A 25923-nucleotide genomic window follows, 5' to 3' on the forward strand; every position below is an offset into this window, starting at 1 on the left:
ACAGGTCGCGGCCCAGGATCAGGGAGAGCCACCGGAATGACCGAGGCCCCGTACGACCCCCACACCACCGCGGGCAAGCTCGCCGACCTGCGGCGCAGGATCGACGAGGCGGTGCACTCCGGCTCCGCCAAGGCGGTGGAGAAGCAGCACGCCAAGGGCAAGCTGACGGCCCGGGAGCGGGTCGCGGAGCTGCTGGACGAGGACTCCTTCGTCGAGTTCGACGAGTTCGCCCGGCACCGCTCGACCAACTTCGGGCAGGAGAAGAACCGCCCGTACGGCGACGGCGTGGTCACCGGCTACGGCACCGTCGACGGCCGCCAGGTCGCCGTGTTCGCCCAGGACTTCACCGTCTTCGGCGGCTCCCTCGGCGAGGTCTTCGGCGAGAAGATCGTCAAGGTCATGGACTTCGCGCTGAAGACCGGCTGCCCGGTCATCGGCATCAACGACTCCGGCGGCGCCCGGATCCAGGAGGGCGTGGTCTCGCTCGGCCTGTACGGCGAGATCTTCCGCCGCAACGTGCACGCCTCCGGCGTGATCCCGCAGATCTCGCTGATCATGGGCCCCTGCGCCGGCGGCGCGGTGTACTCCCCCGCGATCACCGACTTCGTCGTGATGGCCGACCGGACCTCGCACATGTTCATCACCGGCCCGGACGTCATCAAGACCGTCACCGGCGAGGACGTCGGCATGGAGGAGCTGGGCGGCGCGCGCACCCACAACAGCAAGTCGGGCAACGCGCACTACCTGGCCACGGACGAGAAGGAGGCGATCGAGTACGTCAAGAGCCTGCTCTCGTACCTGCCCTCCAACAACCTCTCGGACCCGCCGTCCTACCCCGAGCAGGCGGACCTCGACATCACCGACGAGGACCTCGAACTCGACACGATCGTGCCGGACTCGGCGAACCAGCCGTACGACATGCGCAAGGTGATCGAGCACATCGTCGACGACGGCGAGTTCCTGGAGACCCAGCCGCTGTTCGCCGGCAACATCATCACCGGCTTCGCCCGGGTCGAGGGCCAGTCGGTGGGCATCGTCGGCAGCCAGCCGATGGACCTGGCCGGCTGCCTGGACATCAACGCCAGCGAGAAGGCCGCCCGCTTCATCCGCACCTGCGACAGCTTCAACGTCCCGGTGCTGACCTTCGTCGACGTGCCCGGCTTCCTGCCCGGCACCGAGCAGGAGTGGGACGGCATCATCCGCCGCGGCGCCAAGCTGATCTACGCCTACGCCGAGGCCACCGTGCCGCTGATCACCGTGATCACCCGCAAGGCCTTCGGCGGCGCCTACGACGTCATGGGCTCCAAGCACCTCGGCGCCGACCTCAACCTGGCCTGGCCGACCGCCCAGATCGCGGTCATGGGCGCGCAGGGCGCGGTCAACATCCTGCACCGCCGCGAGATCGCCGAGGCCGAGGCCGCCAGCACCGCCGAGGAGAAGCGGGCCGAGCTCATCGCCTCGTACGAGGACACCCTGCTCAACCCGTACCTCGCGGCCGAGCGCGGCTACGTGGACGCGGTGATCGCGCCGAGCGAGACCCGCCGCCACATCGTCCGCGGCCTGCGGGCGCTGCGCGGCAAGCGCGAGGTGCTCCCGCCGAAGAAGCACGGCAACATCCCCCTGTAGGTCCACTGCCCAGAACAAGGCCGTAGCGAGAGGATTGAGCCATGGCCCCGATCCACGTGCTGCACGGGCAGCCGACCCCCGAGGAGCTAGCCACCGTCCTGGCGGTGGTCCAGGCCCGGGCCGCCGCCGCGCAGGCCGCCGCCGAGGCGGCGCGCCGGGCGGGCGTCGGCCCGGCCTCCCCGTGGAACGACCGCGCCCGTCTGCACCGCCCCGCGGTCCGTCCCGGCGTCAACGCCTGGCGGACCTCCGGCTGGGCGGGCTGAGCACGCGCAGCACACCCTGAGGAGTGGGAAGTCGGCCGGGCCGACTTCCCACTCCTTTCCTTGTCGCGAGCACTCCGCCCCTTGCCACAGGCGCTCCGTTCCGGCCCGAAGGACCGGCTCGAGGTTCCGGCCCGGAGTTCCGGCCCGAATCGCCCGGAACCTGAGTACGGATACTCAGGCGCCCCGCCCGGCCCGCGGCGCACCCTGGAAGGGTGCTCTGGTCAGACCCCCGCGACGAGCCCTCCCCCGAGGCCCGCCGGGTGCAGGAGAAACTGCACCGCGCCGGCCGTGTGCTCGCCGCCTACCTCCTCGTGATCGCCGTGCTGCTCCTGCTGTGACCACCGCGGCGCCCCGCGAAGACCTCCCGCGAAGACCTCGCGCGAACCCTCGCGGAGAGCCTCGCGGAGAGCCCGCGGGCAGCCCCCGGAGACCCTGCGGAGACCACCGTTCACCCGAACGGCCGACACCACGACCCCCTACCCTGGTGGGCATGACCGACCAGCGCGCCCTCGTCCTCGCCTCCGCCTCCCCCGCCCGCCTCGGGCTGCTGCGCCAGGCGGGCCTCGACCCGCGCGTGGTGGTCAGCGGCGTCGACGAGGACGCCATCACCGCCGCCACCCCGGCCGAACTCGCCCTCGTCCTCGCCGAGGCCAAGGCCAAGGCGGTCGCCGCCGAACTCACCGGCGGCGAGCTCGTGATCGGCTGCGACTCCGTCCTGGAGCTCGACGGACGGGCCCTCGGCAAGCCCACCGACGCCGCCGACGCGCTCGCCCGCTGGCAGTCGATGCGCGGCCGCTCCGGCGTGCTGCGCACCGGCCACTGCGTCATCGACACCGTGACCGGCGAGCAGGCCTCGGCCACCGCCTCCACCACCGTCCGCTTCGGCACCCCGGACGACGCCGAGGTCGCCGCCTACGTCGCCTCCGGCGAACCGCTGCACGTGGCCGGGGCGTTCACCCTGGACGGCCGCTCCGCACCGTTCATCGAGGGCATCGACGGCGACCCGGGCAACGTCATCGGCCTCTCGCTGCCGCTGCTGCGCACCCTGCTGGCCGACCTCGGCGTCCGGCTGGTCGACCTCTGGGTCTGACGGCCCGGGCGGACCTCCGGGCCACCGGCCGGTCCGCACTCACTGTGCCGGGACGTTCTGCGCCAGGAAGGCCAGGACGTCGTTCAGGGCGCCGTCGGCGAGCAGGTCGGCGCCGTGCCGGGAGCCCGGGTAGATCTTGAGGGTCTTCGCGGGCGACACCGAGGTCGCGTACAGGTCCTTGGCGTCGCCCGCGAACGGCGAGTCGTCCTGCTCCGCCGCGAAGAACACCGGGGCCTTGATCTTCGCCACCGCGACGAGCGCGCGGTCCCCCTCGTAGTTGGTCGGGCCGCTCAGAGAGACCACCGCCGCCACCGGCAGCGGGGTCGACCGCTCGGCCGCGGCCTCCAGCGAGCCGGTGCCGCCCTTGGAGGCGCCGATCAGGACCGCCTTGGTGATGCCCTTCCCGCCCAGCCAGGTCAGCGCCGCCGGGACGTCCCGCGCCGGGCTGCCCGGCTCCTCGGTGGCGAGCACGGCGTACCCGGCCGCGGTGAAGGCCTTCAGGTAGGGCACCCAGTCGCAGATCGAACCGCCGAGCTGGTGCGAGAAGAACAGCGCGACCTTGGCCGTTCCGGCGTCCGACTGCTGGAAGTACCCGGGCCGCACCCCGGACACGGCCGGCACGTTGATGCTGCCCGTCCGGTTCTGTTCCTCGGTGAGGCACCCGAATCTTCGCGCCGGATCCGCCGTCGAGGTCGGCGCACTGGGCGACACCCTCGATCCCACGCTCTGGCACCCCGCCGCCACGAGCACCGCCAGTACGGCCGCCGCGACACCCAACTTCCCCGTCTTTACCGTCATTTGGCGAACGCTAGGGACCTCCCGCTGCACCGTCAATGGTCCGGACGGGCGCCCCCGGCTAGGCTGTCCGCCGTTTCGAACGGGGAGGGACGGCGCCGATGACCGACAACGTGCTCAACGTCGTACTGGGCCTGGTGGCGAGCGCCATCAGCGCCGGGCTCGGCTGGCTCGCCCAGGCCCTGCGGCGACGCCGCAGGGTGGAGCGGGTGCGGGCCTTCTTCGGCCTTCCCGCCGGCGGCGAGTGCCTGATCGTGGTGAACCGGCACGCCTCCGCGCCCAGTTCGAGGAGCGTCGCGCGCAACGACGTGTACGCCCTGATGGAGCTGGCCGCGCTGGTCAAGGAGTGCGGCGCACGGGCCGAGCTGGTGGCGCACGACGAGGTCCGCCAGGGCCTCGGGGATAAGGGCGAGTTCTGCATCGGCGGCCCGAGCAGCAACGAACGGACGGCGGCCCACCTGGCGTCCTGGCTGCCGGGGGTCGAGTACGTCCCGGCCCCGGGCGGCCACGTGCCGGTGCTGACCGTGGGCAGCACGGAGTTCCGGCACGAGGACGAGACCGAGCCCGGCGGCGGCCATTCCTTCGCCCTGCTCGCCCGGCTGCACCCGACGGCCGGCGACCGGCCGACCTTCCTGGTCGCGGGCCAGACCGCCGTCTCCAACCACGCCGCCGTCCGCCACCTGGTCGCCAACCACCGCAAGCTCGCCCGGCGGCACACCGAGGACGGCTCCTTCGTGCTGGTCCTCAAGGTCGTCAACCCCAAGGCCTACGGCCCCGATGTCGTCGAAGTCGCCGCCGACGTCACCGCCGACGCCCTGCGCCGGAGCGCCCGGACCCCGGCCACCGCGTGAGTGTGGCCAAGCCCACCGGCCCGCCACGCCGCCGCGCCACGACCGCGCCGTCACCGGGCCGCGCCCGCCCCGGCCGCCCCACCTGCGCGGACGTCCGGGAGGCCGTCCACCGGCCCGCGAAACAGATCACCGTCCGTGTGGGATAGTTCACAACCTGGGGCTACTCGCCGGTACTGCCCAGGAATCCATAAACTCAACGAGGTTCAAGAAGGGAGCCACAGTGCGCAAGGTGCTCATCGCCAACCGCGGGGAAATCGCCGTCCGCGTCGCCCGGGCCTGCTCGGACGCCGGTATCGCCAGCGTCGCCGTCTACGCCGAGCCGGACCGGGATGCGCTGCACGTGCGCGCGGCCGACGAGGCTTACGCGCTGGGCGGTGACACCCCGGCCACCAGCTACCTGGACATCGCGAAGGTCCTGAAGGCCGCCGAGGACTCGGGCGCGGACGCGGTCCACCCCGGTTACGGCTTCCTGTCGGAGAACGCGGAGTTCGCCCAGGCCGTCCTCGACGCGGGTCTGACCTGGATCGGCCCGCCCCCGCAGGCCATCCGCGACCTCGGTGACAAGGTCACCGCCCGTCACGTCGCGCAGCGCGCCGGTGCCCCGCTGGTCGCCGGCACCCCCGACCCGGTCTCCGGGGCGGACGAGGTCGTCACGTTCGCCCGGGAGCACGGTCTCCCGGTCGCGATCAAGGCGGCCTTCGGCGGCGGCGGCCGCGGCCTCAAGGTCGCCCGTACGCTGGAGGAGATCCCCGAGCTGTACGAATCGGCCGTGCGCGAGGCCGTCGCGGCGTTCGGCCGCGGCGAGTGCTTCGTCGAGCGCTACCTCGACAACCCGCGTCACGTCGAGACCCAGTGCCTGGCGGACAAGCACGGCAACGTCGTGGTGGTCTCCACCCGCGACTGCTCGCTGCAGCGCCGCCACCAGAAGCTCGTCGAGGAGGCCCCCGCGCCGTTCCTCACCCCCGAGCAGAACGCCGAGCTGTACCGCGCGTCCAAGGCCATCCTCAAGGAGGCCGGCTACGTCGGCGCCGGCACCTGCGAGTTCCTCGTCGCGCTGGACGGCACGATCTCCTTCCTGGAGGTCAACACCCGTCTGCAGGTCGAGCACCCGGTGACCGAGGAGGTCACCGGCATCGACCTGGTCCGCGAGATGTTCCGCATCGCCGACGGCGAGGAGCTCGGCTACGGCGACCCCGAGGTGCGCGGCCACTCCTTCGAGTTCCGCATCAACGGCGAGGACCCGGGCCGCGGCTTCCTGCCCGCCCCCGGCACGGTGACGCTGTTCGCCCCGCCGTCCGGCCCGGGCGTGCGCCTGGACTCGGGCGTCGAGACCGGCTCGGTCATCGGCCCCGCCTGGGACTCGCTGCTGGCCAAGCTGATCGTCTCCGGCCGCGACCGCAAGCAGGCCCTGGAGCGCGCCCGGCGCGCGCTGAACGAGTTCAAGGTGGAGGGCATGGCCACCGCCATCCCGTTCCACCAGGCCGTCGTCACCGACCCGGCGTTCGCGCCCGAGGTGCACGGCAGCGAGGGCCCGTTCACGATCTACACCCGCTGGATCGAGACCGAGTTCGACAACACCATCCCCCCGTTCGCCGGCGCGCCCGGCGAGGGCGAGGAGGCCGAGGGCCGCGAGACCGTCGTCGTCGAGGTCGGCGGCAAGCGGATCGAGGTCTCCCTGCCGTCCTCCCTCGGCGTCTCGGCGGCCCCCGCCGCGGGCGCGACGGGTGCGGCCAAGGCCAAGCGCCGGGTGGGCGCGAAGAAGGCCGGCTCGGCCGTCAGCGGTGACACGCTGGCCTCGCCGATGCAGGGCACGATCGTCAAGGTCGCCGTCGAGGAGGGCCAGGTCGTCGCCGAGGGCGAACTCATCGTCGTCCTGGAGGCGATGAAGATGGAGCAGCCCCTCAACGCCCACAAGGCCGGCACCGTCGTCGGTCTCAAGGCCGAGGTCGGCGCGAGCGTCAGCAGCGGCGCCGCGCTCTGCGAGATCAAGGACTGACACTCCGTCAACCGACCGGTCCGTACGCCCCCCGCGGGTGTGCGGACCGGTCGCGTTTCACCCGCAGGTGTCACCGCCCGCGCGGGACGCCCAGTTCGGCCAGCCGGACCTGCATCCCGCCCGGCCCGGCCGGGCCGCCGTGCGCCCCGGGCCGGCGCTGGCCGGGCAGCGGGGCGCCACCGGGCGGCGGGGCGGCCCGGCGCGGCAGCGGGCCGGGCTGGGTCTGGTGGACGGGCCCGCTGCCGGTGCCGTGCACCGGGGCGTCCCCGCTGGGGGCGGCGCCGAGCGGCGCCAGGTCGATCTGCACCCCGCAGTCGGCGAGGGCGTCCAGCTCGCGCGCCGAGGCGTCGTCCGAGGTCGCGTGCTCGTCGGTGACCAGCCGGGTGATGGTCTCGGTGGGCACGGTCTGGAACATGGTGTCCGCGCCGAGCTTGGTGTGGTCGGCGAGGACGATGACCTCGGCGGCCGACTGCACCAGCGCCCGGTCCACGCTCGCGGACAGCATGTTGGTGGTGGACAGCCCGCGGTCGGCGGTGAGCCCGCTACCGGAGATGAAGGCCTTGGACACCCGCAGCCCGTGCAACGACTGCTCGGCACCGCTGCCGACCAGCGCGTAGTTGGAGCCCCGCAGGGTGCCGCCGGTCATCACCACCTCCACCCGGTTGGCGTGCGCCAGCGCCTGGGCGACGAGCAGCGAGTTGGTGACCACGGTCAGGCCGGGCACCCGGGCGAGCCGGCGGGCCAGCTCCTGGGTGGTGGTGCCGGCGCCGACGACGACCGCGTCGCCCTCCTCCACCAGCCCGGCGGCGAGGTCCGCGATGGCGCTCTTCTCGGCCGCGGAGAGGTGGGTCTTCTGCGGGTAACCGGGTTCGCGGCTGAAGCCGCCGGGGAGCACCGCGCCGCCGTGCCGGCGGTCGAGGAGCCCTTCTGCCTCCAGCGCCCGTACGTCCCGGCGCACGGTCACTTCGGAGGTCTGGACGACGCGGGCCAACTCCCGGAGCGAGACCGCTCCGTTGGCGCGCACCATTTCGAGGATCAACTGGCGACGTTCTGCTGCAAACACAGAACCGACGGTAACCTGCGTGACCGTCTGCTTTCAGGCGTTTGCAGCTAGTAGCGGGAAATGCTCACGCACGAGCGGCGCGTGACCGTACAATACGCGCCGTCAATGACCCGGGACTGCGCCCGCCGTCCGGGTGAGGGCCGCGCGCGCGAAAAGGGCGGCCACCGATCGGTGACCGCCCCCAACTGTGCGCCGGATGCTCAGGATTCGCCCTCGGCCCGCTTGCGGATGTGCAGCTGCCGGGCGGCCTCGGCGGTCGAGCCGGACACCGACGGGTAGACGGTGAAGGCGCTGGCCACCTGTTCGACGGTCAGATTGGCGTCCACCGCGAGGGAGATCGAGTGGATCAGCTCGCTCGCGCGCGGGGCGACCACGACGCCGCCGACCACGATGCCGGTGCCCGGACGGCAGAACAGCTTCACGAAGCCGTCCCGGATGCCCTGCATCTTCGCCCGCGGGTTGCCGCGCAGCGGCAGCTTGACCTCGACCGCGTCCATCTTGCCGCACTGCACGTCGGCGGCGGTGTAGCCGACGGTGGCGATCTCCGGGTCGGTGAAGACGTTGGAGGCGACGGTCTTCAGGTTGAGCGGCTGCACCGCGTCGCCGAGCGCGTGGTACATCGCGATCCGGCCCTGCATGGCCGCCACCGAGGCGAGCATGAAGACGCCGGTGCAGTCGCCGGCCGCGTAGACGCCCGGGGCGCTGGTGCGCGAGACCCGGTCGACCTGGATCTGGCCCCAGTCGTTGAGCTTGACCCCGGCCTCCTCCAGGCCCATCTCGGCCGTGTTGGGGATCGAGCCGACCGCCATCAGGCAGTGCGTGCCCTCGATCACCTTGCCGTCGGCGAGGGTGACCTCGACCCGGTCGCCGATCCTCTTGGCGCTCTCGGCCCGCGAGCGGCCCATGACGTTCATGCCGCGGCGGCGGAAGACGTCCTCCAGCACCTCGGCGGCGTCCGGGTCCTCGCCCGGCAGCACCCGGTCGCGGCTGGACACGAGGGTCACCTTGGAGCCCAGCGCCTGGTAGGCACCGGCGAACTCGGCGCCGGTGACACCGGAGCCGACCACGATCAGCTCGCGCGGCAGCTCCTCCAGGTCGTACACCTGGGTCCAGGTCAGGATCCGCTCACCGTCCGGCTGTGCGTCCGGCAGCTCGCGCGGGTGGGCGCCGGTCGCGATCAGCACCGCGTCGGCGCGCAGCGAGTGCACGGTGCCGTCGGGGGCGTCCACGAGCACCTCGCGGGAGCCGTCCACGGCCTGCCCGCCGGCGCCGAGCCGGCCCCGGCCGCGCAGCACGGTGACACCGGCGCGGGTGACCGACTGGGTGATGTCGTGGGACTGGGCGATCGCCAGTCGCTTCACACGGCGGTTGACCTTGCCCAGGTCCACGCCGACGACCTTGTCGCCGTGCTCGCGCGCGGCCCCGTCCCGGGCGACGGTGATCCCGAGCTCGTCGTAGGAGCTGTCGAAGGTGGTCATCACCTCCGCGGTCGCGATCAGCGTCTTCGACGGAACGCAGTCCGTGAGCACCGCCGATCCGCCCAGACCGTCGCGGTCGACGACGGTCACCTCCGCGCCGAGCTGAGCGGCGACGAGAGCCGCCTCATAGCCGCCGGGTCCGCCACCGATGATCACGATCCGAGTCACGCTCACCATTGTCCCGCACGCCCAGAGCACTGCCACGCCGGGGTACGGGCTTCTGTGCGATCCCCCAGTCGCCGTAGTCTGGCCCGCATGCCCCTTTACGCCGCGTATGCCACGAACCTCGATGCCCGGCAGATGACCCGCCGCGCCCCGCACTCCCCGCTGCGCGGAACCGGCTGGCTGGACGGCTGGCGGCTCACCTTCGGCGGCGAACAGCTCGGCTGGGAGGGCTCGCTGGCCACCGTCGTCGAGGACGAGAAGGACCAGGTCTTCGTCTCCCTCTACGAGATCGCGCCGATGGACGAGGAGGGCCTGGACCGCTGGGAGGGCGTCCAGCTCGGCATCTACCGCAAGATCCGGCTGCGCGCGCACACCCTGGACGGCGACATCCCGGTCTGGACGTACGTCCTCAACGACTACGAGGGCGGCCTGCCCGCGGCCCGCTACCTCGGCCTGATCGCCGACGCGGCGGAGAGCGCCGGCGCCCCGGACGACTACGTGATGGACCTCCGCCGCCGGCCCTGCTGACCCGCCGCGCGGGACACCCCGGGGACCACCGGAGGGCGGTGCGGAACTGTCGATACCGACGAGGCCGGTCACCCGAAAAGCGGCACCGAGCTGTGCTTTCGGGTCAACCGGGTAACGATCCGGCAAGCCGCGCCGGATTTTCTACGCGCGTAGCCGATTCCCGTCTATCCTCGGATCCGTGAACGCTACTCCTCAGTCGGTCGTCTCCGCCGACCCCTACGCCGCCGCCCAGGCCGCCGCCGCGCGCCTGCGCGAGCTGACCGGTGCCGAGCGCCACGACGTCGCCCTGGTGATGGGCTCCGGCTGGGTGCCGGCCGCCGACGCCCTCGGCGAGACCGTGGCCGAGTTCCCGGTCACCGAGCTCCCGGGCTTCCCCGCCCCCGCCGTCGCCGGCCACGCCGGCAAGATCCGCTCGGTGAAGATCGGCGACAAGCGCGCCCTGATCTTCCTCGGCCGCAACCACTACTACGAGGGCCACGGCGTGGCCACCGTGGTCCACGGCGTGCGCACCGCCGCCGCGGCCGGCTGCGGGACCATCGTCCTGACCAACGGCTGCGGCGGTCTCCGCGAGGGCTGGGTCCCCGGTCAGCCGGTGCTGATCAGCGACCACATCAACCTGACCGCGGACTCCCCGATCGTCGGCGCCAACTTCGTCGACCTCACCGACCTGTACTCCAAGCGCCTGCGCGCCCTGTGCCGCGAGGTCGACCCGTCCCTGGACGAGGCCGTCTACGTGCAGTTCCGCGGCCCGCACTACGAGACCCCGGCCGAGGTCAACATGGCCCGGGTGATCGGCGGCGAGCTGGTCGGCATGTCCACCACCCTGGAGGCCATCGCCGCCCGCGAGGCCGGCGCCGAGGTGCTCGGCATCTCGCTGGTCACCAACCTGGCCGCGGGCATCACCGGCGAGCCGCTCAACCACGAAGAGGTCCTGGAGGCCGGCAAGGCCTCGGCCGAGCGCATGGGCGAGCTGCTGAGCAAGGTCCTGGAGCGGATCTGACCCCGCACGGCGCACAATCATGAACGACGGGGCCCGCGGGCGGCCGTGATCCCGCTGATCACACCCGCCCGCGGGCCCCGTCCGCATGCGCACACCTTCTTTGCGGAACCCTCCGGCCGACACACCGACGTACTTCCCGATGGAGCAGCCGCCATGACGCAGGCACCCAACCCCGACCTCATCGCCCGGACCCGGGCCTGGCTGGCCGAGGACCCCGACCCGCAGACCCGCGAGGAGCTCACCGCGCTGCTGGCGCGCGCCGAGGACCCGGCGGCCGACGAGGACGGCAAGCTCGCCTGGGCCGAGCTCACCGAGCGCTTCGCCGACCGGCTCCAGTTCGGCACCGCCGGCCTGCGCGGCGAACTCGGCGCCGGCCCGATGCGGATGAACCGCGCCGTCGTCATCCGGGCCGCCGCCGGCCTGGTCGCGTACGTGAAGGCACAGGGCCTCGGCGACCTCGTCGTCATCGGCTACGACGCCCGCCACAAGTCGTACGACTTCGCCCGCGACACCGCCGCCGTCGTGGTCGGCGCCGGCCTGCGCGCCGCGCTGCTGCCCCGCCCGCTGCCCACCCCGGTGCTCGCCTTCGCGATCCGCCACCTGGGCGCCGCCGCCGGCGTCACCGTCACCGCGAGCCACAACCCGCCGCAGGACAACGGCTACAAGGTCTACCTGGGCGACGGCTCGCAGATCGTCCCGCCGGCCGACGCCGGCATCGCCGCCGAGATCGACGCGATCGGCTCGCTGGACGACGTCCCGCGCGCCGAGGACGGCTGGGAGGTGCTCGGCGAGGACGTCATCGAGGCGTACCTGGCCCGTGCCGCGTCGATCGTCGACCAGCACGGCCCGCGCGACCTCGACGTCGTCTACACCCCGATGCACGGCGTCGGCCGCGACACCCTGCTCGCCGCCTTCCGCGAGGCCGGCTTCGCCGCGCCCACCGTGGTCGCCGAACAGGCCGAGCCGGACCCGGACTTCCCGACCGTGGCGTTCCCCAACCCGGAGGAGCCGGGGGCGATGGACCTCGCCTTCCGCACCGCCGCCCAGGTCGGCCCGGACATCGTCATCGCCAACGACCCGGACGCCGACCGCTGCGCGGTGGCCGTCCCGGTCAACGCCAACGCGGCCGGCAGCGGCAACGGCACCTCCGGCTGGCGCATGCTGCGCGGCGACGAGGTCGGCGCGCTGCTCGGCTCGGCCCTGGTCGCCAAGAAGGCCGAAGGCACCTTCGCCACCACGATCGTCTCCGCCACCCTGCTGGGCCGGATCGCCGAGGCGGCCGGTCTCGGGTACGCCGAGACGCTCACCGGCTTCAAGTGGATCGCCCGCGCCGACGGCCTGCGCTACGGCTACGAGGAGGCGCTCGGCTACTGCGTCGACCCCGAGGGCGTCCGCGACAAGGACGGCATCACCGCCGCCCTGCTGGTCGCCGAGCTGGCCGCGACCCTCAAGAAGTCCGGCCGCACCCTGAGCGACCTGCTGGACGACCTGGCGCTGGAGCACGGCCTGCACGCCACCGACCAGCTCTCCGTCCGCGTGCAGGACCTGTCGCTGATCGGCGCCGCGATGGCCCGCCTGCGCGAGCAGCCGCCGACCGTCCTGGCCGGCCTGCGCGTCGCCCGGGCCGACGACCTGACCGCCGGCTCGGCCGAGCTGCCGCCCACCGACGGGCTGCGCTACTACCTGGCCGGCGACGCCGTCCGCTCCGCGCGGATCGTGGTCCGGCCGTCCGGCACCGAGCCCAAGCTGAAGTGCTACCTGGAGGTCGTCCTCCCGGTCGCCTCGGCCGCCGACCTGGCCGGCGCCCGGGTGCGGGCCGCCGAGCTGCTCGACGCCGTCAAGCGCGACCTGGCCGTGGCCGCGGGCATCGACGGCTGACACCGTCCCGGATACCGCACGAGCGCCTCCTGCCGGGGGCGCTCGTGCGGTATCCGGCCTCCGCCGGGGCCGACCGGCTGCCATAGGCTCCACGCATGGACACATCCGACGCGGTGAGCACCGAGCAGCGACTCGCGGCCATCGAGGCCAAACTCGACGCCATCATCGGCCACTTCGGCATCCGCTACCCCCGCCCGGAGGGCCTGCCCCCGGCCGTGGCGTCCCGCGACCCCCGGACGATGCCGGAGGTGGTCGCGTACGTGCAGCGCGGCAAGCTGATCAACGCGATCAAGGTCTACCGCGAACGGACGGGCGCCGGGCTCGCCGAGTCGAAGAAGGCCATCGACGTCCTGGCCGCCCAGTTGGGCCGCTGACCGGCACACCCGTGGTCGCGCTCCGGCCCCCCGACCCGCTCGCGGGAAGCCGGACGGGCCGACTTCCCCGTGCCGGAGCGGCCCGCCGGGGAGTCCGGCGGGCCGCTCGACGAACCACAGGGCTCAGACGACGATCACCGTGATCAGCGCGGCCAGGCCGAGCAGCGTCGGCGCGATCACCCACCAGCACCACCGCACGACGATCGGCCCGGCGGCGTCCGGACGGGAGGCGTTGCGTTCGGCCATCTCCTGGAGCACCGAGGTCACCTGGTCGGACCAGGCCCGGGTCGGGTCGGAGGAGCCCGCCACCGGCGAGCCGGCGGACGCGCCGCCACCGCCGCCGAAGACCATCCCCATCCGGGAGGTGTGCTCGGGGGCGCCGCCGCGGGCCCGGACCCGGTTGGCGCGCTTGCGCTGGCGCAGCGACACCGGAACGGCCCACACCTGGAACTTCCTGCCCTCGGCGAGCAGCTCGACCGAGTACCCGGCGCGCAGCGCGTCCACCGCGGCCCACGGCGCGGTGATCGTGCGCCACGGGTTGCGCACCACCAGCCGCCGGTCGTTGGCCAGCACCGCCGGGCGCAGCGTGTAGGCGATCACCGGGAAGGCGAACACCGGCACGGCCGCGAGCGACACGGCGGGCGTCTTCCCGGTCCCGTTCAGGGCGGCGTCGCCGATCAGCCACGCGGCGACGGCCAGCAGCAGCACGCCGGAGATCACACCGGGAACCGAGCGGTACACGCGGTCCGCGTACCCGGGTTCCCCGTCGGGGGCGGCGGGGCCCTGGTGGGGCTTGCCGTCGGAATCGGTCATGCCGACGATTCTGCCCCATGCCTCCCGGGAAGAGGTCTCGGTAGGGCATCGGTTGCCGGGGAGGCTCCCGGCCCGCCCGCCGGCGGCTGCGCGCCCCCGAACGGCCCCGCGCGCCCCTCTCTCGCCCACGACTCTCGCCCGGGCCGTGCCCTCCCCCCGCCCAAGCCGCCCCCATCCGCTCCCACCGCCACCGCGCGCCCCTCCCCCGCCCCCGAGATCTCGGTCCGGCCACGAAAGCAAGGCCCTCTAGCGGTCGGCTACGCGCGTAGATATGCTGGTCTGGTGACTATGTCCACTGTTGCAGCCAATGCCCCCGGCGTTGCGGGCAGCGGCCTCGCGGACGTTGCGGCGTCCGAGGCCTCGCTCCGCCGCTTCCTGCACGGCCTGCCCGGCGTCGACCAGGTCGGCCTGGAGGCGCGTGCCGCCACCCTCGGTACCCGCTCGATCAAGACCACGGCGAAGGCCTACGCCATCGACCTGGCGATCTCGATGATCGACCTGACCACGCTGGAGGGCGCGGACACGGTCGGCAAGGTGCGCGCACTGTGCGCCAAGGGCAGGACCCCCGACCCCTCCGACCCGTCCACCCCCCGCGTGGCCGCCATCTGTGTCTACCCGGACATGGTCGCCACCGCGAAGGACGCCCTGCGGGGCACCGACATCCAGGTCGCCTCCGTCGCCACCGCCTTCCCGGCCGGCCGCGCGGCCCTCCCGGTGAAGCTCGCCGACACCGCCGACGCGGTCGCCGCCGGTGCCGACGAGATCGACATGGTGATCGACCGGGGCGCCTTCCTCTCCGGCCGCTACCTCGACGTCTTCAACGAGATCGTCGCCGTCAAGGAGGCGTGCAAGCGCGCCGACGGCAGCTACGCCCACCTCAAGGTCATCTTCGAGACCGGCGAGCTCCAGACGTACGACAACGTGCGCCGCGTCTCCTGGCTCGCGATGCTGGCCGGTGCCGACTTCATCAAGACCTCCACCGGCAAGGTCGCCGTCAACGCGACCCCGCCGGTCACCCTGCTGATGCTGGAGGCCGTGCGCGACTTCCGCGCGCAGACCGGCGTCCAGGTCGGCGTGAAGCCCGCCGGTGGCATCAAGACCACCAAGGACGCCATGAAGTACCTGGTGATGGTCAACGAGACCCTCGGCGACGACTGGCTGAGCCCGCACTGGTTCCGCTTCGGCGCCTCCAGCCTGCTCAACGACCTGCTGATGCAGCGCCAGAAGCTCGCCACCGGCCGCTACTCCGGCCCCGACTACGTGACGGTGGACTGATCACCATGGCCAAGAAGAAGAACATCGAGGAGCCGGTGAAGGCCTCCGGCCTCTTCGCCTACGCCCCGGCCCCCGAGTCCCCCGCCGCCGCGGGCGACATCGCCACCTCCTACGGCCACTTCATCGGCGGCGAGTTCGTCGACTCCTCCGGCAGCGAGGCGCTGAAGACGGTCAACCCGGCCACCGAGCAGGTGCTCGCCGAGTTCGCCCAGGGCACCGACGAGGACGTCGACCGCGCGGTCGCCGCCGCCCGCAAGGCGTTCGCCGACTGGTCGGCGCTGCCGGGCAGCGAGCGCGCCAAGTACCTGTTCCGGATCGCCCGGATCATCCAGGAGCGCAGCCGCGAGCTGGCCGTGCTGGAGTCGATCGACAACGGCAAGCCGATCCGCGAGACCCGCGACGTCGACCTGCCGCTGGTCGCCGCGCACTTCTTCTACTACGCGGGCTGGGCCGACAAGCTCGACTTCGCCGGCTACGGCCCGAACCCGAAGCCGCTGGGCGTGGCCGGCCAGGTCATCCCGTGGAACTTCCCGCTGCTGATGCTGGCGTGGAAGATCGCGCCCGCCCTGGCGACCGGCAACACGGTCGTCCTGAAGCCGGCCGAGACCACCCCGCTGACCGCGCTGCGCTTCGCCGAGATCTGCCGCCAGGCCGGTCTGCCGAAGGGCGTCGTCAACATCGTCACCGGTGACGGCCGCACCGGCGCCGCGCTCACCGCGCACCCGGACGTCAACAAGGTCGCCTTCACCGGCTCGACCCCGGTCGGCCGGGCGATCGCCAAGCAGCTGGCCGGCACCCGCAAGAAGCTCTCGCTGGAGCTGGGCGGCAAGGCGGCCAACATCGTCTTCGACGACGCGCCGATCGACCAGGCCGTCGAGGGCATCGTCAACGGCATCTTCTTCAACCAGGGCCACGTCTGCTGCGCGGGTTCGCGCCTGCTGGTCCAGGAGTCGGTCCAGGACGAGCTGCTGGACGCCCTGAAGCGCCGGATGGGCACCCTGCGGGTCGGTGACCCGCTGGACAAGAACACCGACATCGGCGCCATCAACTCGGCCGAGCAGCTGGCCCGGATCACCGCGCTGACCGAGGCCGGCGAGGCCGAGGGCGCCGAGCGCTGGTCGCCGGCCTGCGAACTCCCGGGCACCGGCTTCTGGTTCAAGCCGACCCTGTTCACCGGCGTCAGCCAGGCCCACCGGATCGCCCAGGAGGAGATCTTCGGCCCGGTCCTGTCGGTGCTGACCTTCCGCACCCCCGAGGAGGCGGTCGCGAAGGCCAACAACACCCCGTACGGCCTCTCCGCCGGCATCTGGACGGAGAAGGGCTCGCGCATCCTCTGGATGGCCAACAGGCTCAAGGCCGGTGTGGTCTGGGCCAACACCTTCAACAAGTTCGACCCGACCTCGCCGTTCGGCGGCTTCAAGGAGTCGGGTTACGGCCGCGAGGGTGGCCGCCACGGTCTGGAGGCCTACCTCGATGTCTGATGTCGTTGCGCGTCTTGACGTCCTCAAGACCTACAAGCTGTACGTCGGCGGGAAGTTCCCGCGCTCCGAGAGCGGGCGGGTGTACGAGGTGACCGACGCAAAGGGCGAGTGGCTCGCCAACGCCCCGCTGGGCACCCGCAAGGACACCCGGGACGCCGTCCTGGCCGCCCGCGCGGCGGTCAAGGGCTGGGCCGGCACCACCGCGTACAACCGCGGCCAGGTGCTGTACCGGGTGGCCGAGATGCTGCAGGGCCGGCGCGAGCAGTTCGCCGCCGAGGTGGCCGTCTCCGAGGGCGTCGGCCCGAAGAAGGCCGCCGCGCTGGTGGACGCCGCGATCGACCGCTGGGTCTGGTACGCGGGCTGGACGGACAAGGTCGCCCAGATCGCGGGCGGCGCCAACCCGGTCGCCGGACCGTTCTTCAACCTGTCGACCCCCGAGCCGACCGGCGTGGTCGGGATCGTCGCCCCGCAGGCCGGGTACGGGCACTCGCTGCTCGGCCTGGTCTCGGTGATCGCCCCGGCGATCGCCACCGGCAACACGGTCGTGGTCGCCGCCGCCGCGGACGCCCCGCTGCCGGCCCTGTCGCTGGGCGAGGTGCTCGCCACCTCGGACGTCCCGGGCGGCGTGGTCAACATCATCTCGGGCCGCACCGCGGACATCGCGCCGACCCTGGCCTCGCACCAGGACGTCAACGCCGTGGACCTCACCGGCGCCATCGCGGCCGACGGTCCCGGCGCGGCGCCCGCCCTGGAGGCCGCCGCCGCGGATACCCTGAAGCGGGTGGTCCGTCCGGAGCTGGACCCGTTCGCCCAGGACTGGACCAATGCTCCCGGTACCGACCGGCTACTCTCCTTCCTGGAGACGAAGACGGTCTGGCACCCGATGGGGATCTGACTCTCCGTCGACATCGAGTAACAACTCCACAGACTGGCCGTCCCCAGTGCCCTCTCCCCCCCAGGGCCCGGACGGTCATAGGACGGACCCGCACCTCTCCCCCCCTGGTGCGGGTCCGTCGGCGTTCGCGGCCGTGCCGGGGCCGGCCCCCGCCGTCCGCCCGGCCGACGACTTTGGTCGCACCGGGACGATCCCTTCGGCGCTCCCGGCCCGGCCGGCCCGTCCGGACACTGGGAAGGGACGGCAGGACGGGAGAGGAGAGACCCGATGGGCGAGGTCCTGGGCGAGCTCATGGCGCTGTTCGCGGACGGTTTCGTCCGCCGGCTGCGGCTCGCCCGCACCCGGCGCCGGCTGGCCGCCGGACGGCCCGCCCGGATCCCCTGCTCGGCGCGCGTCGACCGCCCCGGCGAGGACGCGGGCTACGTCAACGGCCGGCTGCTGATCACCCCCGCCTCCGCGACCGTGACCTTCGCCTCATCCGCCCTGCGCCTGGAGCTCGCGGCCGGCGGCGAGTTCCACGAGCCCGAGCCCGAGGTCTGGCACGACCAGGACTGGGCGGCCACCGCCTACCGGCCGCCCGGGCCCGGCCCGTTGGTCTACCTCCAGACCGACACCGCCCACCTCCCGCTGCTGCACGCCGCGTTGGCCGCGCCGGCCGCGGCGGAACCGGTGTAGTCCGACCGGTTTCGGCATCGGGCCCGGATGCGTCAGACTGGTGTCCCGTGAGTGACGAGCCGCTGAACCCTGTGCCGACGACCCGCGCCCGGGTGGTCCTGCTGTCCGGCCCCTCCGGATCCGGGAAGTCCTCGCTCGCCGGCCGCAGCGGCCTGCCGGTGCTCCAGCTCGACGACTTCTACAAGGACGGCGACGACCCCACCCTGCCACTGCTGCCCGACGGCGCGGTCGACTGGGACTCGCCGCTCGCCTGGCACCGCGACCAGGCCGTCGCCGCCATCCGCGACCTCCACGAGACCGGCCGCACCGAGGTGCCGGTGTACTCGATCCCGGACAACGGCCGCGTCGGCACCCGCACGCTCGACCTGGCCGGCGCCCCCGCGTTCATCGCCGAGGGCATCTTCGCCGCCGAGATCGCCGTCCGGTGCGCCGACGAGGGCCTGCTCGGCGACGCGCTGTGCCTGCGCAACGGCGCGCTCACCACGGCCTGGCGCCGGCTGCGCCGGGACGTCCGCGAGGGCCGCAAGTCGCTGCCGGTGCTGCTGCGCCGCGGCTGGCGGCTGATGCGCGCCGAGCGGTCCATCGTCGGCCGCCAGGTCGCCCTGGGCGCCCACCCGTGCGCCGGCCCGGAGGCCGTCCGCCGGATCACCGCGGCGGCCGGACAGCCGCAGCTCTCGTCCGTGTGACACCCGGGGTCGCCCTCGGACGACAGAACGACGGGCCCGGTGCGTCTCCCCCGCACCGGGCCCGTCGCGTTCGGACGGTCGTCGGGCTCCCCCGTGGACATCGCTCCCCCGAGCCGACGTCCGCAGTCCGTGACCGTCCTCTTCCCGTCCCCCGACGGGAGTCCCCTGTTACTCAGACGCTTCGAGCGTCCCTTCCCGTTACAGCCGTCACGCGACCAGTTCGCCGAACGCCCGCATGGTGTCGCCGGACTTGTTCAGGTGCTCGTCGTCGCGCAGGCGGCGCAGGGCGCGCCAGATGCTGCTCTTGACCGTGCCGACGCTGATCCCCAGCACGTCGGCGATCTCCGGGTCGGTCTTGCCCTCGTAGTACCGCAGCACCAGCATGGTCCGCTGGTTCTCCGGCAGCTTCGCCAGCGCCTGCCAGAGCACGGTGCGCAGCTCGGTGCCGCCCATCGCGTCGGTGTCGCCGGCCGTCTCCGGCAGCTCCTCGGTCGGGTACTCGTTGACCTTGCGGCGCCGCCAGGCGGAGATGTGCAGGTTGGTCATGGTGCGGCGGAGGTAGCCCCCGACCGCGGCCTTGTCGGTGATCCGGCCCCAGGCGCGGTAGGTGCTGAAGAGCGCGCTCTGCAGCAGGTCCTCGGCCTCGTAGCGGTCACCGGTCAGGTGGTACGCCGTGGCGTACAGGGAGGCGCGGCGCTCGCGCACGTACGCGGTGAACTCCGTGATGTGGTCCTCCGCGACGGCCGGGTGCTCCCCCTGCGCGTCTCCCTGTCCCGCCTCGGTGGTGCGCGCGGCGGCGGGGTTCAGCCGCAGCAGCGTCGCACCGGCGGCCTCACGGCCGGTCGGCTCCCCCGAGCCGACCTTCCGCAGGCCGTTCCCCCCGTTGCCCCCCAGGGCGTCCTTGCCCTCGACGCGGACGGGGAGGATCCCCCGCAGCGTGAGGGTGTTGGCGGAGTCGACCGCACTCCCCATCCGGCCGATCCCGTACAGCTCCCCCGCCCTGCCCGCGCCGCTCACCCGGCGAGTGGCAGGATTCCCGGTGCTGTGTGCGCACCCCCGTACGGTGACGGCACCGGAGTTCTCGTCGGTCCTGATCTCGTACCGGGTCCGGTGGGTGGTCGCTGAGGAACGCGCGGTGCGGACAGCCGGGTTGGTCCGGGTCTGAAGCATGGCGTTCATCGTGCGCCCCCTTGGTTCGGTACGAGCGGGTTCCGGTTGCCGCCCTCCAGCGGCCCGGTTGGCCCGCTGTCCTGCGGCGACATGGAAAATCCTGCCCGGCGGTTGTGATGGCGCTGTCCGCCGACTGTCACAGGGGTGTCACAGGGGACGGGCCGAACGCCTCGGTCCGCCTCCCTCCTACCGGACGCCGGTGGCGCTCCTTCCGGTTCCCGAACGGACGGTGACCGGTCCGGGGGGTGATTCGCGGCTTCCGGTGGGCCAAAATGGGGCCGTGCCTTTCCTCCTACTGATCGAGGACGACGACGCCATCCGGACCGGCCTCGAACTCGCCCTCACCCGCCAGGGCCACCGTGTGGCCACCGCCGCCTCCGGCGAGGACGGTCTGAGGCTCTTCAAGGAGCAGCGGCCCGATCTGATCGTGCTGGACGTGATGCTGCCCGGAATCGACGGCTTCGAGGTCTGCCGCCGGATCCGCCGCACCGACCAGCTGCCGATCATCCTGCTGACCGCCCGGTCCGACGACATCGACGTCGTGGTCGGCCTGGAGTCCGGCGCCGACGACTACGTGGTCAAGCCGGTGCAGCCGCGCGTCCTGGACGCCCGGATCCGGGCCGTGCTGCGGCGCGGCGAACGGGAGAGCTCGGACTCCTCCGCGTACGGCAGCGTCGTGATCGACCGCGCCGCCATGACCGTCACCAAGGACGGGCAGGACCTCCAGCTCACCCCGACCGAGCTGCGGCTGCTGCTGGAACTCAGCCGCCGTCCCGGCCAGGCGCTCTCCCGCCAGCAGCTGCTGCGGCTGGTGTGGGAGCACGACTACCTGGGCGACTCCCGCCTGGTGGACGCGTGCGTGCAGCGCCTGCGGGCCAAGGTCGAGGACGTGCCGTCCGCGCCGACCCTGATCCGGACGGTGCGCGGGGTCGGCTACCGGCTGGACCCGCCGTCCTGAGCCGCGCCCTCCGTGCCCGCAAACTCCCGTACGACGACAGGCTCCTGTGACTGACCAACAGACGACGACCCGGCGCTTCGCCACGGGCAAGTGGCGCAGCCTGCGCTCGCTGCGGGTCCGGCTGATCGCGGTGTTCGCGGCGGTCGCGCTGCTCGCCGCCGTATCGGCCTCCGGCATCGCCTACTGGCTGAACCGCGACGCGGTGCTCAAGCGCGCCCAGGACACGGCCCTCAACGACTTCCGGGTCTCGCTCACCCGGAACGTCTCCGACCTGCCCATGGGCGCGAGCTGCCCGGAACTGGCCGCGCTCGCCACGAACGTCGCCAGCTCCGGGCTGAGTTACGACGTCGTCGTGGTCGACCCGGCGCACCCGGAGTGCCCGGCCTCCTCCGACCCGGCGCACTTCACGCTCGCCGACGTGCCGGCCGCGCTGCAGTCCACCGTGGCCCGCCCGCGCGAGATCACCGAGAGCAACCCGTACCCGTACCACCTGTACTGGCAGCGGCAGAACCTGGAGGGCCGGCCGTTCGTGATCGGCGGCACCAAGGTGGTGCCGAACGGGCCGACGGCGTACATGTTCAAGTCGCTGGAGAACGAGCGGGCCGACCTCAACACCCTGGGCTGGTCGCTGGCCATCGCCACCCTGCTGGCGCTGATCGGCTCGGCGCTGCTCGCGCAGGCCGCCTCGGCGACGGTGCTGCGGCCGGTCAAGCGGCTCGGCGACGCCGCCCTGGCGCTCGGCGAGGGCCGTCTGGACACCCGCCTCGAAGTCGAGGGCTCGGACGAACTCGCGGACCTCGCGCGGACGTTCAACCGCGCCGCGGAGTCGCTGCACGAGCAGGTCGAGGAGCTGAGCGCGCGCGAGGCGCAGAGCCGGCGGTTCGTCGCCGACATGTCGCACGAGCTGCGCACGCCGCTGACCGCGATGACGGCCGTCACCGACATCCTGGAGGACGAGGCCGAGTCGCTCGACCCGATGATCGAGCCGGCCGTCCGGCTCGTCGTCAGCGAGACCCGGCGGCTGTCCGACCTGGTGGAGAACCTGATGGAGGTGACCCGCTTCGACGCCGGCACCGCCAAGCTCGTCGCCGACGAGGTGGACGTCGCCGACCTGATCATGTCCTGCATCGACGGCCGGGCCTGGTACGACGCGGTCGAACTGGACGCCCCGCGCGGCATCCTCGCCGTCGTGGACCCGCGGCGCCTCGACGTCGTCTTCGCCAACCTGATCGGCAACGCGCTCAAGCACGGCGGCTCGCCGGTGCGGGTCAAGGTCCGGGAGACCAATGGCTCGGTGGTCGTCGAGGTCTCGGACAGCGGCCCCGGCATCCCCGAGGACGTGCTGCCGCACGTCTTCGACCGCTTCTACAAGGCCGACCGCGGCCGGGCCCGCTCCGAGGGCAGCGGCCTCGGCCTGTCCATCGCGATGGCCAACGCACAGATCCACGGGGGAACGATCACGGCGGCGAACGGGGAGGTCGGGGCGGTGTTCACGCTGACGCTGCCGCTGGCGCCGCCACCGCCGCCGTCCGCGGACGGGGCCGGCGACGGCACCGTCCGGGACGCCGTCGAGCACGAGGACGCCCAGTGAACCCCCCTGCCCCCGCCGCCGTCCGGCCTCCCACCGCCCGACGGGCCGCCGGCGTACTGCTCCTGCTCGCGCTGGCCTCCGGCTGCGGGATCCGCCCGACCGCCGTCCCGGTGGACGCGGGCGCCCCCGCCAGCCGGACGGCCTGTCCGACCGCCCCGCACATACCGACCGCGCCGGCCACCCCGACCCCGGTCGCACCGAGCCCGCCCGCGGCCCGGAGCACCGCCAAGGCGGGCCCCGGCCCGTCGCCCAGCCCGGCCGGGCCGACCACCCCGCCGCAGGACAACGTGTTCAGCGCCGTGCCGACGGCGGCGGCGAACGCCTGCAAGTGACGGGTCCCGCCTGCTCGGGGCGGATCGGGGCGCGTGTCGGAATGTTCACGCCCGGCGTGGAACCGTCGCGCCACCGGCTCACGTCCTTCCCCCCGTGCAGCGAGATGGCACCAGGACACGCGACGAGCGTTCCGGCGCACGGACCGACACCGGGCCGGCGCCGGCCGTCCACCGTCCCCTGCGACAGGTCGGACTGGCGGGCCTCGCCCTCCACCTGTCGCTGGTCCTGTGGCTGGTCGTGCTCAGACCACTGCCGGTGGCCTGGGTCTACGACGCCAACCTCACGCCGCTGGCCTCCCTGCGCTCCTCCTCGGCCTGGCAGGTGGTCGGCGAGCTCGTCCTGCTGGCCCCGCTCGGCGTCCTGCTCCCGCTGGCCGGCGGACGGCCGCGCGCCCCGTGGCTGCCGTCCTTCCTGCGCACCACCGGCGTCTCCGCCCTGCTGGCCACCGGCCTGGAGTTCCTCTCCTCCTGGACGCCCGGGCACGTCCTCAACGTCGACCACATACTGCTCGCGGTGATCGGCGTCGCCGTGACGCACGTGGCCCTCGTCCCGGCGCTGCGGCGGCTGGTGCGGGAGCGGCGGCCCCGGGCCCGCGGGCCCGAGGGGGCGACGGAGGGCGTTCCTCAGGCCGCGAAGGCTGCGAAGGCGGCAAAGGCTGCGAAGGCCCCGAAGACCTCGAAGATGACCAGCCTGGTGAGCCCCCCGGTCGCCGCCGCGATCACTCCGGTCCCGGCCGCCCGGGCGTCGGCCGAGCCGGCTCCCTGAGCACCAGGCCGCCGACCTCGATCAGCCCGGCCCCGCGCAGCGCGGTCACGATCCGCGAGCCCCGGCCCTGCGTGACGGTCAGCGCCCGCCCGAGCCGCGCGGTCAGCAGCAGCGCCGCCGCGCCCGTCGCCTCGTCCTCGTCGATCCCGTCGTCGCGCCCGGGGAAGCCGCGCGCCCGGACCGTCCCTTCCGCCTCGTCCTGCCAGGCCCACGCGTAGACCCACTCGCCCGGCGGCGGCACCTCCAGCGCGTCCACCTCCGCCGCCGACCCGTACTGCCGCAGGGTGCGCGGCGGCGCCCAGTCGGCGCGCGCCTCGATCAGCGTCAGCCCGTCCTCCCGCCGGACGCCCACCTCGCCGGCGGGCGTCACGAGGCGGTCCACCCCGAGCAGCCAGCCCGTCCCGACGCACGGGTGCCCGGCGAACGGCAGCCGCAGCGTGGGCGTGTAGATGTCGATCACGCCCCGCACCGGGTCGTCGACGAACACCGTCTCGCTGAACCCGAGCTCCCGGGCCACCGCCTGCCGCTCGTCGCGGCCCGGCACCGACGCCCCGTCCCGCACCACGCCGAGAGCGTTCCCGCACTCCCCGCCGGGCCCGCAAAAGACCCGCAGCACCTCATAGTCAGTCATTTCCCCACCCTCTCAGCTGGATTACAGCAGACCACGACGACTCCGTGACGAAAGGCCCGAGACGGATGCCGGACGCCTCAAGTACCGTGCGCTCTCGTCCCCGACGGTTCACCGTTTCTCATTCCAGCCCACAGGATCCCGCGTTGAACAACCTCGACTTCGGCAACCACCCCCTGTTCTCCTGGTACGTCGCCCTGATGGCCGTCAGCGGCATCGCCATGGTGATCCTGGGGGCCATCAACGTCGGCGGCCAGAAGGGCGGTTGGCGGGTCCTCAACATCCTCGCCGGTGCCGCGTTCGCCGGCTACGCCTACTACCTGGGCTTCGTCTTCGACGAGGACGTCTACCACATCTACTTCCAGGCCTTCATCCTGCCGGTCCTGCTGATCGCCGGCTCCGTGAAGGCCGTGGTCAACCGCCGCACCGCCCCGGCGGCCCCACAGCCGGCCCAGCCGCCGGCGCCGCCGGCCCACGACCCGAACGCCCAGCCGCTCCAGCCCTCCCCCGTCGCCCCGGCACCCCAGCCCTCCCCCGTCGCCCCGGCGCCCCAGCCCGCCCAGCCCGCCCCGACCATCCCGACCATCCCGCCCGCCCGGCCCGTCGCGGACAACCCCTACGCCCAGCCCCAGCGGCCCCCACACACGAACTGACCCCCGCACCGGGGGTACCCGCCCGCGGGGACTCGGGGTGGACCCTGAGGGGGCCCCGACTCGCGGGTACGCCTCGCCGGTGAGACGCGGGGCGGGCGAATCGCCTGGTGGGCGGAGGATTCCGGGCCGGCGGCGGCGGAGCATGGAAGTACGCCCGCCGGAGAGGCCGGACCGGGCACGACTCCACGGAGAGCACCATGAGCCCGCGCCTCGCCCGTCCCCGTCACAACCGCGTCATCGCCGGCGTCTGCGCCGGGATCGCCGAGCGCTTCGGCCTGTCGGCCTGGACGGTCCGGCTGATCTTCCTGGCCTCGTGCCTGCTGCCCGGCCCGCAGTTCCTGATCTACCTGGCGCTCTGGGTGCTGCTCCCCCAGGAGCCGTGACGCACGGCGACGGGCCGCGCACCACCGGGATCACCGGGGTGCGCGGCCCGTCGCCGTGCGGGTGGAACGGTCAGCCCAGGCCGCCCGGCAGGGCGCCGGTCAGCCCGCCGATGGGGGTCTTGTCGAGGCCGGGGATGCTCGGCACCGCGGCGCGCGTCTGGGTGACGCCGGCGACCGGAGCGGCCTCCGCGGGCGCGGCCGGAGCGGGGGCGGCCTGCCCGGCGCTCGGGGCCAGCGGGCCGAGGGTGCCGGTGACCTTGTCGCCGCCGGGCAGCTTGTTGGCGGTGTCGGTGACCGCGCCGGTGACCGCGGGGTTCTGCAGCGCCGTGGTGGGCAGCCCGACGCCGCCGGGCGCGGGGGCGTCCGCGGACGCGGTGCCGACGCCGACCGCTGCGATGGCGATGCCGAGCGCCGCGGTGCCGGCGGCCTTGAGAGCCTGCTTCATGAATTCGTCCCCTTGAGTCCTCGTCGGTGGCCGACGCGACACGCGGGAACGGACGGCCGAGCGTC

At 73.2% G+C, this 25923-nt stretch carries 28 protein-coding genes; 21 read left to right on the forward strand and 7 right to left on the reverse strand.

Going from position 1 to position 25923, the window contains the following annotated elements; all coding sequences use genetic code 11:
* Positions 1 to 36: 36 nt before the first annotated feature.
* The 4 genes from ACFVSN_RS27980 (at position 37) to ACFVSN_RS27995 (ending at position 2979) form a co-directional block, all read left to right on the forward strand.
* Complete coding sequence (locus tag ACFVSN_RS27980) at positions 37 to 1626, forward strand: acyl-CoA carboxylase subunit beta (protein ID WP_387956795.1); 1590 nt, start codon at positions 37 to 39, stop codon at positions 1624 to 1626.
* Between the two features lie 41 nt (positions 1627 to 1667).
* Positions 1668 to 1889 carry an acyl-CoA carboxylase epsilon subunit gene (locus ACFVSN_RS27985; RefSeq protein ID WP_380498889.1) on the forward strand — a complete coding sequence of 74 codons (222 nt, stop codon included), beginning with the start codon at positions 1668 to 1670 and terminating at the stop codon, positions 1887 to 1889.
* Positions 1890 to 2101: 212 nt separating this feature from the next.
* Complete coding sequence (gene mmpB / locus ACFVSN_RS27990; RefSeq protein WP_359972850.1) at positions 2102 to 2227, forward strand: morphogenic membrane protein MmpB; 126 nt, start codon at positions 2102 to 2104, stop codon at positions 2225 to 2227.
* 152 nt (positions 2228 to 2379) lie between these two features.
* A complete protein-coding gene (locus ACFVSN_RS27995; RefSeq protein ID WP_380439098.1) occupies positions 2380 to 2979 on the forward strand; it encodes a nucleoside triphosphate pyrophosphatase in 600 nt (199 codons plus the stop codon).
* 39 nt (positions 2980 to 3018) lie between these two features.
* On the opposite strand, the gene ACFVSN_RS28000 is transcribed toward ACFVSN_RS27995, so the two are convergent.
* Entirely contained in the window at positions 3019 to 3591 is a 573-nt protein-coding gene (locus tag ACFVSN_RS28000) for an alpha/beta hydrolase (protein WP_387956796.1), read from the reverse strand.
* A gap of 284 nt (positions 3592 to 3875) precedes the next feature.
* On the opposite strand from ACFVSN_RS28000, the gene ACFVSN_RS28005 reads away from it, so the two are divergent.
* Complete coding sequence (locus ACFVSN_RS28005) at positions 3876 to 4625, forward strand: hypothetical protein (RefSeq protein WP_380439094.1); 750 nt, start codon at positions 3876 to 3878, stop codon at positions 4623 to 4625.
* Positions 4626 to 4845: 220 nt separating this feature from the next.
* On the forward strand, positions 4846 to 6621 hold the full coding sequence (locus ACFVSN_RS28010; RefSeq protein ID WP_380439092.1) for an acetyl/propionyl/methylcrotonyl-CoA carboxylase subunit alpha: 1776 nt from the start codon (positions 4846 to 4848) through the stop codon (positions 6619 to 6621).
* A gap of 70 nt (positions 6622 to 6691) precedes the next feature.
* On the opposite strand, the gene ACFVSN_RS28015 is transcribed toward ACFVSN_RS28010, so the two are convergent.
* Both ACFVSN_RS28015 and ACFVSN_RS28020 read right to left on the reverse strand, forming a co-directional pair.
* The gene (locus tag ACFVSN_RS28015) at positions 6692 to 7648 is read right to left on the reverse strand and encodes a DeoR/GlpR family DNA-binding transcription regulator (RefSeq protein WP_380439110.1); all 957 of its coding nucleotides are present in this window, start codon (positions 7646 to 7648) and stop codon (positions 6692 to 6694) included.
* A gap of 236 nt (positions 7649 to 7884) precedes the next feature.
* Positions 7885 to 9339 carry an NAD(P)H-quinone dehydrogenase gene (locus ACFVSN_RS28020; RefSeq protein WP_380439090.1) on the reverse strand — a complete coding sequence of 485 codons (1455 nt, stop codon included), beginning with the start codon at positions 9337 to 9339 and terminating at the stop codon, positions 7885 to 7887.
* Between the two features lie 78 nt (positions 9340 to 9417).
* On the opposite strand from ACFVSN_RS28020, the gene ACFVSN_RS28025 reads away from it, so the two are divergent.
* The 4 genes from ACFVSN_RS28025 (at position 9418) to ACFVSN_RS28040 (ending at position 13107) form a co-directional block, all read left to right on the forward strand.
* Positions 9418 to 9855, forward strand: coding sequence for a gamma-glutamylcyclotransferase (locus tag ACFVSN_RS28025; protein WP_359972865.1), 438 nt, complete (start codon positions 9418 to 9420; stop codon positions 9853 to 9855).
* Between the two features lie 178 nt (positions 9856 to 10033).
* Positions 10034 to 10855 carry a purine-nucleoside phosphorylase gene (locus ACFVSN_RS28030; RefSeq protein ID WP_380439088.1) on the forward strand — a complete coding sequence of 274 codons (822 nt, stop codon included), beginning with the start codon at positions 10034 to 10036 and terminating at the stop codon, positions 10853 to 10855.
* 153 nt (positions 10856 to 11008) lie between these two features.
* Positions 11009 to 12733 carry a phospho-sugar mutase gene (locus ACFVSN_RS28035; RefSeq protein WP_387956797.1) on the forward strand — a complete coding sequence of 575 codons (1725 nt, stop codon included), beginning with the start codon at positions 11009 to 11011 and terminating at the stop codon, positions 12731 to 12733.
* Between the two features lie 95 nt (positions 12734 to 12828).
* Positions 12829 to 13107, forward strand: coding sequence for a hypothetical protein (locus tag ACFVSN_RS28040; RefSeq protein ID WP_380439084.1), 279 nt, complete (start codon positions 12829 to 12831; stop codon positions 13105 to 13107).
* Positions 13108 to 13230: 123 nt separating this feature from the next.
* On the opposite strand, the gene ACFVSN_RS28045 is transcribed toward ACFVSN_RS28040, so the two are convergent.
* Positions 13231 to 13920, reverse strand: coding sequence for a PH domain-containing protein (locus ACFVSN_RS28045; protein WP_380439082.1), 690 nt, complete (start codon positions 13918 to 13920; stop codon positions 13231 to 13233).
* Between the two features lie 288 nt (positions 13921 to 14208).
* Between ACFVSN_RS28045 and deoC the strand changes: the two genes are divergently transcribed.
* From deoC to ACFVSN_RS28070, 5 genes are all read left to right on the forward strand, one after another.
* Complete coding sequence (gene deoC / locus ACFVSN_RS28050) at positions 14209 to 15195, forward strand: deoxyribose-phosphate aldolase (protein WP_329927569.1); 987 nt, start codon at positions 14209 to 14211, stop codon at positions 15193 to 15195.
* Positions 15196 to 15200: 5 nt separating this feature from the next.
* Entirely contained in the window at positions 15201 to 16676 is a 1476-nt protein-coding gene (locus ACFVSN_RS28055) for an aldehyde dehydrogenase family protein (protein ID WP_380505412.1), read from the forward strand.
* Positions 16669 to 17571 (forward strand): aldehyde dehydrogenase family protein, encoded by a 903-nt coding sequence (locus tag ACFVSN_RS28060; RefSeq protein WP_380439078.1) that lies wholly within the window; start codon positions 16669 to 16671, stop codon positions 17569 to 17571. Before ACFVSN_RS28055 ends, ACFVSN_RS28060 begins: the two co-directional genes overlap by 8 nt.
* 267 nt (positions 17572 to 17838) lie before the next feature.
* Complete coding sequence (locus ACFVSN_RS28065) at positions 17839 to 18246, forward strand: hypothetical protein (protein WP_380439076.1); 408 nt, start codon at positions 17839 to 17841, stop codon at positions 18244 to 18246.
* 47 nt (positions 18247 to 18293) lie between these two features.
* Entirely contained in the window at positions 18294 to 18932 is a 639-nt protein-coding gene (locus ACFVSN_RS28070) for an ATP-binding protein (RefSeq protein ID WP_380439074.1), read from the forward strand.
* 207 nt (positions 18933 to 19139) lie between these two features.
* Here ACFVSN_RS28070 and ACFVSN_RS28075 read toward each other — a convergent pair whose 3' ends face one another.
* A complete protein-coding gene (locus ACFVSN_RS28075) occupies positions 19140 to 20102 on the reverse strand; it encodes a SigE family RNA polymerase sigma factor (protein WP_380439108.1) in 963 nt (320 codons plus the stop codon).
* A 280-nt stretch (positions 20103 to 20382) separates the two neighbouring features.
* Between ACFVSN_RS28075 and ACFVSN_RS28080 the strand changes: the two genes are divergently transcribed.
* The 4 genes from ACFVSN_RS28080 (at position 20383) to ACFVSN_RS28095 (ending at position 23749) form a co-directional block, all read left to right on the forward strand.
* On the forward strand, positions 20383 to 21060 hold the full coding sequence (locus tag ACFVSN_RS28080; protein ID WP_188308557.1) for a response regulator: 678 nt from the start codon (positions 20383 to 20385) through the stop codon (positions 21058 to 21060).
* 46 nt (positions 21061 to 21106) lie between these two features.
* Positions 21107 to 22651 carry a sensor histidine kinase gene (locus tag ACFVSN_RS28085; protein ID WP_387956798.1) on the forward strand — a complete coding sequence of 515 codons (1545 nt, stop codon included), beginning with the start codon at positions 21107 to 21109 and terminating at the stop codon, positions 22649 to 22651.
* Positions 22648 to 22983: a hypothetical protein gene (locus ACFVSN_RS28090; RefSeq protein WP_380498883.1), complete on the forward strand. Its 336-nt coding sequence runs from the start codon at positions 22648 to 22650 to the stop codon at positions 22981 to 22983. Before ACFVSN_RS28085 ends, ACFVSN_RS28090 begins: the two co-directional genes overlap by 4 nt.
* 94 nt (positions 22984 to 23077) lie before the next feature.
* Complete coding sequence (locus tag ACFVSN_RS28095) at positions 23078 to 23749, forward strand: VanZ family protein (protein WP_380505424.1); 672 nt, start codon at positions 23078 to 23080, stop codon at positions 23747 to 23749.
* Here ACFVSN_RS28095 and ACFVSN_RS28100 read toward each other — a convergent pair.
* Positions 23703 to 24380, reverse strand: a complete 678-nt coding sequence (locus ACFVSN_RS28100; protein ID WP_387956799.1) for a PhzF family phenazine biosynthesis protein — start codon at positions 24378 to 24380, stop codon at positions 23703 to 23705. The genes ACFVSN_RS28095 and ACFVSN_RS28100 overlap by 47 nt on opposite strands.
* Before the next feature lie 143 nt (positions 24381 to 24523).
* Between ACFVSN_RS28100 and ACFVSN_RS28105 the strand changes: the two genes are divergently transcribed.
* Both ACFVSN_RS28105 and ACFVSN_RS28110 read left to right on the forward strand, forming a co-directional pair.
* Complete coding sequence (locus tag ACFVSN_RS28105; protein ID WP_387956800.1) at positions 24524 to 25030, forward strand: hypothetical protein; 507 nt, start codon at positions 24524 to 24526, stop codon at positions 25028 to 25030.
* A 197-nt stretch (positions 25031 to 25227) separates the two neighbouring features.
* Positions 25228 to 25413 carry a PspC domain-containing protein gene (locus ACFVSN_RS28110; protein WP_359972893.1) on the forward strand — a complete coding sequence of 62 codons (186 nt, stop codon included), beginning with the start codon at positions 25228 to 25230 and terminating at the stop codon, positions 25411 to 25413.
* Positions 25414 to 25483: 70 nt separating this feature from the next.
* Here ACFVSN_RS28110 and ACFVSN_RS28115 read toward each other — a convergent pair whose 3' ends face one another.
* Positions 25484 to 25858 (reverse strand): ATP-binding protein, encoded by a 375-nt coding sequence (locus ACFVSN_RS28115; protein ID WP_380439062.1) that lies wholly within the window; start codon positions 25856 to 25858, stop codon positions 25484 to 25486.
* Between the last annotated feature and the right edge of the window lie 65 nt (positions 25859 to 25923).

It is taken from the genome of Kitasatospora sp. NPDC057904 (assembly GCF_042887925.1).
Classification (GTDB): Bacteria; Actinomycetota; Actinomycetes; order Streptomycetales; family Streptomycetaceae; genus Kitasatospora.